The sequence below is a fragment of the Azonexus sp. genome (assembly GCF_036170495.1).
Taxonomy (GTDB): Bacteria; Pseudomonadota; Gammaproteobacteria; order Burkholderiales; family Rhodocyclaceae; genus Azonexus.
The window spans coordinates 1-1,745 of record NZ_JAVHPH010000429.1; the positions used below are offsets into that span (position 1 = coordinate 1).

Here is a 1,745-nt window from a genome sequence, read left to right on the forward strand (position 1 = left end):
CATCCCACAAAGCCCACATATTCAAGGCAAGATGGAGCAGGCCAAAATGCAGGAACATCGCGCTACCGAGGCGCCACCACTCACCATCCTGGGTCGCCGGACCAAAATTGGCGCCCCACGCCAACTGGACGCCATTCTGCGCATGCCACAGCCCGGCGCCGCTCAGCAACATCGCGCCGAAGACCAGCCCATTGGCAACGATCAACAGTGGCGTCAGCCGCAATTTCGGCATTGTCAGACGAAGCTGCTCATGAAGGGAAGTCATGGATTCCGGGTGATTGGGGGGCGACACGTTTCAAGGTTCAATGTTTGGATTATGCGCGACATATCCGTCCGAATTGACGTCGGATACGGAGTAGTGAAGCCATGCCGCGCCCCCAGGAACAAAAACGGGAGCTCTCGGCTCCCGTTTCAAGTCGGCGAACCAAACTCGCTTATTGCAGTTCTTCCAGGCGAATACGCTTGACCTTGCCTTTTTGAGCCGACAGCGCCTCGATCTTGGCAATCGCTGCATCCGCGGCGCTTTCCTTGCAAACGTGGGTCAGGATGATGATGTCGGTCTCGCCTTCGCCTTCTTCCGGTTCGCGTTGCAGCATGGCATCGATGGAGATGCCCTGATCAGCCAGAATGCGCGTAACGTCAGCCAGCACCCCCGGCTTGTCTTCAACACGCAGACGCAGGTAATAACCGGTCTCAATCTCGCTCATCGGCAAAATCGGCAGGTTGGACATGGCATCCGGCTGGAAAGCCAGGTGCGGCACACGGTGCGCTGCATCGGCGGTAGCCAGGCGGGTGACATCGACCAGATCGGCAATCACGGCCGAAGCGGTCGGCTCGGCACCAGCGCCCTTGCCGTAGTACATCGTTGCGCCGACGGCATCGCCCTTGACCAGCACAGCATTCATCGCGCCTTCGACGTTAGCGATCAGACGCTTGGCCGGAATCAAGGTCGGATGGACGCGCAGCTCGATGCCCTTTTCACGGCGCTTGGCAATGCCGAGCAGCTTGATGCGGTAGCCGAGTTGCTCAGCGTACTTGATATCGGAGGCTTCGAGTTTGGTGATGCCTTCAATGTAGGCTTTGTCAAACTGAACCGGGATGCCGAAGGCAATCGAGGCGATCAGCGTCGCCTTGTGAGCCGCATCAACGCCTTCGATATCGAAGGTTGGATCAGCTTCGGCGTAACCGAGACGCTGGGCTTCCTTGAGCACGTCGTCAAAGGACAGCCCCTTGTCGCGCATCTCGGAGAGGATGAAGTTGGTCGTGCCGTTGATGATGCCAGCCGCCCACTCGATACGGTTGGCGCTAAGGCCTTCACGCAGCGCCTTGATGACCGGAATACCGCCGGCCACGGCAGCCTCGAAGGCAACCATGACGCCCTTGTCCTGGGCTGCATTGAATATTTCCGTGCCATGCACGGCGAGTAGCGCCTTGTTGGCGGTAACGACATGCTTGCCATTGGCGATGGCCTGCATGACCACTTCTTTGGCCACACCATAGCCGCCGATCAATTCGACAACGATGTCGATTTCCGGATCGTTTACCAGCGAGAAGGCATCGTCGGTGACACGAGCTGCGCCCCCCGTAATTTGCTTTGCCAGCGCAACATTCTTGTCGGCCACGACGGTAATACGAATCGGCCGGCCGGCACGGCGCGTAATTTCTTCTTCGTTGCGTTTCAAAACGGTCCAGGTGCCACCGCCGACGGTGCCGATGCCGATAAGGCCAACATTGATAGGTTTCAT

The 1,745-nt window shown here is 58.4% G+C and carries 2 protein-coding genes; both read right to left on the reverse strand.

Annotated features, from left to right (window positions below; translation table 11 throughout):
* Nucleotides 1–265, reverse strand: a 265-nt coding sequence (locus ADADOO_RS15540; RefSeq protein ID WP_511278413.1) for a rhomboid family intramembrane serine protease, incomplete at its 3' end; no start/stop codon positions are given.
* Nucleotides 266–434: 169 nt separating this feature from the next.
* Nucleotides 435–1,745 (reverse strand): homoserine dehydrogenase (locus tag ADADOO_RS15545; protein WP_511278414.1); only part of this gene is annotated, 1,311 nt, incomplete at its 5' end.